This is a genomic window from Pricia sp. (assembly GCF_041745955.1).
Taxonomy (GTDB): domain Bacteria; phylum Bacteroidota; class Bacteroidia; order Flavobacteriales; family Flavobacteriaceae; genus Pricia.
In genome coordinates this window covers 1-6,583 of the sequence record NZ_JBGTHY010000226.1, presented here as the reverse complement: position 1 = coordinate 6,583, position 6,583 = coordinate 1, and the positions used below count along the sequence as shown (strand labels likewise).

Annotated in this window: 8 protein-coding genes and 2 pseudogenes; 5 read left to right on the top strand and 5 right to left on the bottom strand. The window is 42.6% G+C overall.

The window, feature by feature from the left end; translation table 11 throughout:
- Window positions 1–15 precede the first annotated feature (15 nt).
- Window positions 16–909, bottom strand: coding sequence for an IS1595 family transposase (locus ACEW8S_RS08320; RefSeq protein ID WP_373517697.1), 894 nt, complete (start codon window positions 907–909; stop codon window positions 16–18).
- Between the two features lie 30 nt (window positions 910–939).
- On the opposite strand from ACEW8S_RS08320, the gene ACEW8S_RS08315 reads away from it, so the two are divergent.
- Window positions 940–1,269, top strand: a complete 330-nt coding sequence (locus ACEW8S_RS08315) for a transposase (protein ID WP_373517696.1) — start codon at window positions 940–942, stop codon at window positions 1,267–1,269.
- A gap of 152 nt (window positions 1,270–1,421) precedes the next feature.
- Here ACEW8S_RS08315 and ACEW8S_RS08310 read toward each other — a convergent pair whose 3' ends face one another.
- From ACEW8S_RS08310 to ACEW8S_RS08300, 3 genes and pseudogenes are all read right to left on the bottom strand, one after another.
- Window positions 1,422–2,699 carry a sorbosone dehydrogenase family protein gene (locus ACEW8S_RS08310; RefSeq protein WP_373517695.1) on the bottom strand — a complete coding sequence of 426 codons (1,278 nt, stop codon included), beginning with the start codon at window positions 2,697–2,699 and terminating at the stop codon, window positions 1,422–1,424.
- A gap of 453 nt (window positions 2,700–3,152) precedes the next feature.
- A pseudogene (locus ACEW8S_RS08305) lies at window positions 3,153–3,565 on the bottom strand (DUF6691 family protein).
- Window positions 3,562–4,126: pseudogene (locus tag ACEW8S_RS08300) on the bottom strand (YeeE/YedE family protein). Before ACEW8S_RS08300 ends, ACEW8S_RS08305 begins: the two co-directional pseudogenes overlap by 4 nt.
- A 140-nt stretch (window positions 4,127–4,266) precedes the next feature.
- On the opposite strand from ACEW8S_RS08300, the gene ACEW8S_RS08295 reads away from it, so the two are divergent.
- The 4 genes from ACEW8S_RS08295 to ACEW8S_RS08280 all read left to right on the top strand — a co-directional run bounded on the left by ACEW8S_RS08295 (window position 4,267) and on the right by ACEW8S_RS08280 (window position 6,254).
- Window positions 4,267–4,653, top strand: coding sequence for a hypothetical protein (locus ACEW8S_RS08295; protein ID WP_373517694.1), 387 nt, complete (start codon window positions 4,267–4,269; stop codon window positions 4,651–4,653).
- Window positions 4,654–4,774: 121 nt separating this feature from the next.
- The gene (locus ACEW8S_RS08290) at window positions 4,775–5,173 is read left to right on the top strand and encodes a DoxX family protein (protein ID WP_373517693.1); all 399 of its coding nucleotides are present in this window, start codon (window positions 4,775–4,777) and stop codon (window positions 5,171–5,173) included.
- A 6-nt stretch (window positions 5,174–5,179) separates the two neighbouring features.
- Window positions 5,180–5,605, top strand: a complete 426-nt coding sequence (locus tag ACEW8S_RS08285) for a sulfur reduction protein DsrE (RefSeq protein ID WP_373517692.1) — start codon at window positions 5,180–5,182, stop codon at window positions 5,603–5,605.
- Between the two features lie 28 nt (window positions 5,606–5,633).
- Window positions 5,634–6,254: a TlpA family protein disulfide reductase gene (locus ACEW8S_RS08280; protein WP_373517691.1), complete on the top strand. Its 621-nt coding sequence runs from the start codon at window positions 5,634–5,636 to the stop codon at window positions 6,252–6,254.
- A gap of 72 nt (window positions 6,255–6,326) precedes the next feature.
- Here ACEW8S_RS08280 and ACEW8S_RS08275 read toward each other — a convergent pair.
- Window positions 6,327–6,583: rhodanese-like domain-containing protein (locus ACEW8S_RS08275; RefSeq protein WP_373517690.1), on the bottom strand; the 257-nt coding region annotated here is incomplete at its 5' end.

The window sequence follows — 6,583 nt, the reverse complement described above, 5'->3', positions numbered from 1 at the left end:
TATAGAGGTCAGTAGTTAGCTGCATATGATTTCTTTCTGGTAAATTTTGTCCGCCTTTACCATCCGCACTATCAGGTTGTTGAATATGGTCCCTTTGCTTTGGGAGCGGTTCAACCGATAGCAGAACGCGTCGAAATATCTTTCCACGTGGAAATCGCTTACCCACGAGTATGTCGTCCTTATCCATGATTTTATCTGGTGGATCATGGTATGGAGCGCCTTGAAGTTCAGCCCCCCGTTGGTCGGTATCTGTTCGATGTCGTACTTCTTTGCCAATGGCCAATAGCCCCGCCATTCATCGGTGGTCATCTTTGCCGTCCCGTCTATATGCGCGTCGAACATCTTTTTGATCTCCTTGCCCGAGAAGTTGTCGATCTTCATCGAGTACATCCTCCTTTCCTTTCCGCCTTCGGTCAACTGTACGGCGCACACTGCCTTTTTTTTCTTGCTGTCGTAGCTCCGCCCTATCTTGCCCTTTTCCCTGCCGCCGACCACGAACTCGTCGATGTGGACCGTACCGTCCATGGGATGGTTGCCGCTGGACCTCATGGCCTCCCTGACCTTGTGCATGAACAGGCGGGCGGTCTTTTCCGTGATCCCGAAGCGTACGCCCATGTAGCTAGCCGATAGGCTCTTGGTAGTGGTCGCCATCTCGAAACAGATGAAGAAGGCCTTGCGCACCCCGAACCTCACCCTGTGGAAAAGCGTGCCGGCGGGGGCGGACTCCGTATGCCCGCAGATGTTGCAGATCCTCGAGAAATCCCTGCGCTGCTGGGCAGCGCCATGCCCGCACCTGTTGCATTGGTAACCGTCCTTCCACTTGGCCTGCGCAAGATATTCCTTGCAGTCCAGGTCGGTCTTGAAGCGATCGGAGAACTCTATCAGGTTTTGGCCTCTGAAAATATCCATATAATCCCTATTTTTGTTGACTTCAAAGTTATGCAATTATCTACTGGCCTCTATCATATTATTTGGGTTCCAAAGTACAGGTTTCGCATATTGAAGGGTGCCATAAAGGAACTGGTCGAGCATGATATCAGGTCGTTGTGCCAATGGAAGGAGTCTATCGTCAAAGGCAAGATTGCGTTCAAGCTTTTCAAGAGCTACCCGAAACTGAAACAGAAGCCCTACTTGGGGAACCATTTTTGGGCCTGTGGTTATTTTGTCAGCACGGTCGGGCTTGGTGAGGACACCATACGGAAGTACGTCAAGTATCAGGAGAAGGAGGAGAAGATGGTAGAAGATCATCAACAACGGTTCGATTTTTAGCACAGGCCCCGGTCGGCCCCTATGAGGGCTAGCCAGAGCCACCTTCTAAGAAGGTGTGATTTTTACTTGTAAAAAAGCATTGATTCTAAAGCTAATGTTTTCTTCAATTGACCACCAAAATTTTGTAGGGTTTGGAAACGCGCTTATTTGTATTATTCCGCTATACTAATTCTCCAGATCGTATCGGTAACATCATCGGTAACCAGTATGGAACCATCGGGAAGTATAGCGGTACCAACGGGGCGACCGTAAACCTTATCCTTTTTATTGTCAACGATAAAACCGGTCAAAAAATCTTCAGGTTTACCGGCTTGTTTCCCATTTGCGAAAGGAACAAAGACCACTTTATACCCCGATAGAACCTGCCTGTTCCAAGAACCATGTTGCGCAACAAAAGCGCCGTTTAGATATTTATCCGGAAATGAACTGCCGGTGTAGAAGGTCAATCCCAATGATGCCGTATGGGGGCCAAGGTTAACATCTGGTAAAAGGGCTTCTTCTATTTCGGCAGAAGGGACCCAATCTACCCGTGGGTCTTCGTTTTGGCCGTAATACACATAAGGCCATCCGTAAAATCCGTCTTCCTCTACGCTGGTCATATAATCCGGCACCAAATTATTGCCTAGCCCATCGCGTTCGTTTACCGCCGTCCACAATTCGTCGGTACTGGGATTCCAATCCATACCTACCGGATTTCGTAGACCCGAAGCGAATACCCTAAGCTCGGAGCCATCGGGATTAATTTCTAAAATATCGGCTTTCATAAATTCCGCCTCGGGACCCTTTTCACCAATATTGGAGCCGCTACCAATGGCAATATAGATTTTCGAGCCGTCTTTGCTGGCAATAATATTCCGTGTCCAGTGCCGATTATACTTTCCTGCCGGTAACGTCGTAATCTTTTCGGCTTGACCTGATATCCGCGTTTGACCCGATTTATAGGGAAAACGCAACAATCCATTGGTATTGGCCACGTAGAACCAGTCATCTAATACTAGCATTCCGAAAGGTTGGTCCAGTTCCTTTTCTAAAAAAACGGTTCGCTCATCGGGAAGTCCATCATTATCTGTATCTCGAAATAAGGTTATAACATCGGCACTATTCTTAAAGCTTTTCGACTTTGATGCACCAATGACCCATGCGCCAACTTTTTTCCACCAGGGGTAGTTTGAATTGCTTTGAGCAACGAGTACATCGCCATTGGGAGTAACATACATCCACCTTGGATTCTTGAGACCGTCTGCATATTTCGTGACTACAAAACCGGAAGGGGCCTTTGGCGTTCTGCCCTCAGGCCAACCGATGACTTTAGAGTAATTGGAATAGGATTTTGATGCCGATATCGGTGGCAACGAATCTACGGTCTGTGCGTAGGCCATTGCCGATATAAAAAATGGGATAGATACACTAAAAATAGAATGTTTTTTCATGATGGAATTAAGTGTTAAACCATTTCTCTCAACATTAAATTACACGTAATAATCAAAAGTACACGACGGATAAGAATCTCTTGATTTGAAACATTGTGTTTTTTAACTCTATGACTTGGGTACTTAGATAGAAATAGGACGTGATATTGAATACATTATCAACTCCTTTTTCTTTTAGGGCTTTGATGCACGGATACCGTAAATAGGGAGCAAGGATTTCCCACGTGTTGCTCAGATGTGTAAAGATGCAATAGGTAGACCTGATTATTCTTCAGTTCAAACTTTCTCTGCCTACAAAAGTTATCCAATATTATAATCCGCTGGCAACGATTTCTTCTTGAAACTTTTAGTGGGCTATGGGCAAACTACAATTTTATTCCTAACTATTGAAGTATACCCTAAAATTAATCACGACAGTATAAGCCAAAAAACCTATTAATGATCACCTGCATATCAATGTGGCAGCTTGTGCCTCAAAACTCCATAATAAAAGGTTCCAAACAATGCCCCTGCAACTACAGCAAATATCGACAGATAACCCGTACCGGCCAGCACGTACATAGGCCCGGACATGCTCCAGACAAAGCCCATCCCAAACCAAAAATAATACCGCCAATCAAGTACCTGGCCACACTTTTATTCTTTGGATGAAGCTGCATTTCCCTTCCACCGATCGCTTTGATTTTCTTACGTTTTATAATCTGGATGCCTATGATACCCAATACCAATGCCGAACCGATGATACCGTACATATGGAACGAACCGAATTGGAACATCTCATAAATCCTGAACCAAGAGGCCGCTTCCGATGTGTACATTACAATCCCAAAGAATACACCTGTGAACAAATATGTTACATATTTCATACTGTAAAAATTAAGGGTAATAAAAAATGGACCATTACAAGGCCACCTATAAAAAAGCCGATTACGGCAATCAGCGATGGAAGTTGTAAATTACTTAAGCCTGATATGGCATGGCCGGAAGTACAACCACCGGCATAGCGTGCCCCGAAGCCTATCATAAAACCACCGAGGATTAGAATAGTAAGTACAAATAGATAGTTTAGCTGTTTGGATGCAAAGAGTTCCGGTGGCAGGTATGCTTTTCCAGCACTTTCGATACCATAATCTTGGGAAAGCTGCTTTGCGACTTTCGGATTAATTTCCACCGTATTGTTGGACATATATTGCGAAGCCAAAAAACCCTCCGATTACCGCACCTAAAACGACCATCAAGTTCCAACGTTTCTTTTTCCAATAGAACCTAAAAAATTCCGATGCTTTCCCTGCACCACCAATGCAACACATTGTGCGTAGATTTGAGGACATTCCGAATTGTTTCCCCGCAAACAACAGAATGAACTTTGTAAGTGCAATTAAAAAGCCAGCAACATACCAGGGCCAAGGAGCATGAATCCAATACATATTCTTATTTTCTTAAATGCAAAGTAATGGATTTTAGAGGTTGCCCACGGTACAAAAGTTACACTTGCCAATCTATCGAGTAGAACAAAGTTTATCATTCCACATAGGGTAAGTAACAAATGTTACAAATCTATTGATTCATGTTCTTTACATTTGCAATGATTTTGAAAGCTCAAACTTACATATCGGTACTCTTGTTTTCCATTTTTTTGGTAAAGTTCCTTGCCATAGATGCGAACGGGCTGAATATTCTTTTTAGCGGAAGCGATATCACCTTCGTGAATCCAAATTGTAAAAAGAAGAACTCCCCGAAGCTGTTAGAAAATACAGCCAATTTTTCGCAAGCTGAACTTGTTTCTTCACAAATGGTTCATTTGAACGGGCTTTGTAATTCGCAGTTTCAAATCGAACTGTTCTCTTGGGATACTGATATATCCGAACCCCCTATAACGTATAGCGAACATTCCCCTTCGATGTTATCCTATCTATATCTGGATACCATTTTTCCTCCTCCACGATTATTCTAAATACCATTCTGCAGTATTTAAAGACGGTTCCACCATTGTATTTTTTTGATAAAAAGAAATATAAATTGCCGATATAGTTCGGTAGGTACCGGAAATACTATCTTTTTTTAAACATTTATAAATGACGACAAAGATTTTAATTAATCGTCGTTCCATACAGTTGTTGCGCATTCTGGTCAGCGGAATCTTTTTGGTAGCAGGTACTAATCACTTGCTGAATATTGAAAAGACCGCTCAACGAATTGAACAAGCCAGCTTCAAGGGTATCGCTTATTTTTTCGGCGAGCCTGAACTGCTTATTGTTCTTTCCGGAATCGTTATGGTGACAGCAGGTTTCTTATTCTTGATAGGATATAGAACAAAATGGGCGGCGATCATCTTAATGATGGTACTAATTCCAATTACACTAACGGTTCAGGTGGGCCAAATTACTACCCTTGGACCTCTATTTAAAAACGTTGCAATTTTAGGTGGACTTCTTTTCTTTACCCTGAACGACACCGATAATCTTTTAAAATAAATTAAAATGAAAACATTCACTATTAGCTCAATCTTTTTAATACTGGTCTTGTTTAGCAATGGTAAGACACAGGCACAGCATCATTATAGTCATAAAAAGAACAATTATGTGGTTCTCACCAAAAAAGTACCACAACTGCAACCCATATTATTGACGGCCGAAGCACTAAAAGAGGAAGATGGCAAAGCTTTCGGCGATTTTCAGGTTATTATCTGTGGTAAGGAAATAGGGGATATTACCGATACCGAAAAGATGGGTGATTTTATCGAAGAAGCAGAAAAAACCGGAGTACATCTCGTAGCCTGCGGTTTTTCGCTAAATAAGTTCAAAGTTGACAAAACAAAAGTCCCAAAGGAGATGAAGACGGTCGAAAATGGGATTCTCTATAATTTCCAACTTCAAAAAAAGGGGTATAAAAGTCTAAGCTTATAAAGCTTGATATTAAAATAAAAATTAAAAAATGGATAGTAAAAATATAAACCAAAAGAATACTTGGATACAATACGGAGTTTTTGCGGTAGTAGCTATAACACTTTATGCAACGGGAATACACATTGAGGTCATCGGTTTTGCACAACGGGGCTTGCTGGCTACCGGATTGATGAACCCTAATGTAAAGGAAATAGCCCAAGTGCGGAACGATGAAAATCAAATCGCCAATTCGCCATCTGCGACCGAAGCGGATTTTAACTTAAAACTGCTCGATGCGGATGGTAAAACGATATCGCTTGGAGCATTGAAGGGGAAGGTAATATTTATGAATATGTGGGCCACCTGGTGCCCCCCTTGTATCGCCGAGATGCCTAGTATCGATAAGTTGCACGATGAAATGGGAGATGATGTTGCTTTTGTAATGCTTTCGCTCGACAAGGATTTTCAGAAGGCCAAAGACTTTGACAAGCGCAAGGGGTATGACCTGCCTATTTATACCCCAGGCAATAACCTTCCCGCGATGTATCAATCATCCTCAATTCCCACTACCTATGTTATCGATGCCGATGGAAATCTGGTAATGGCAAACAAAGGAATGGCTGATTACAATAATCCGCAGTTCAAAGAATTTCTAATAAGTTTAAAATAAAGAATAACAAATAACCTAAGAAAACCGCAACGGAGGGGAAATCGATGTGGTTTTTGCTCTTAAAAGACCGGGCTAGATAAAATCGTTTACCTTATCGCCTAGATCATAAACGGTAATACCCTTCATTTGCTTTTTCAGAATACTGCTGCCAGCTGCACTACGATACCCGCCCGCACAGTGTACAACTAGAGGTTTGTCCATCGGTATTTTATCACTCGTATCGCGCAACGAGTTCAAGGGATGTGACAGGGCATTCTCAAAGAATTTACCTTTGGCCACTTCGCTCTTGTTGCGAACATCTATAATGGTATAGTTGCCCGGGTTTTTTT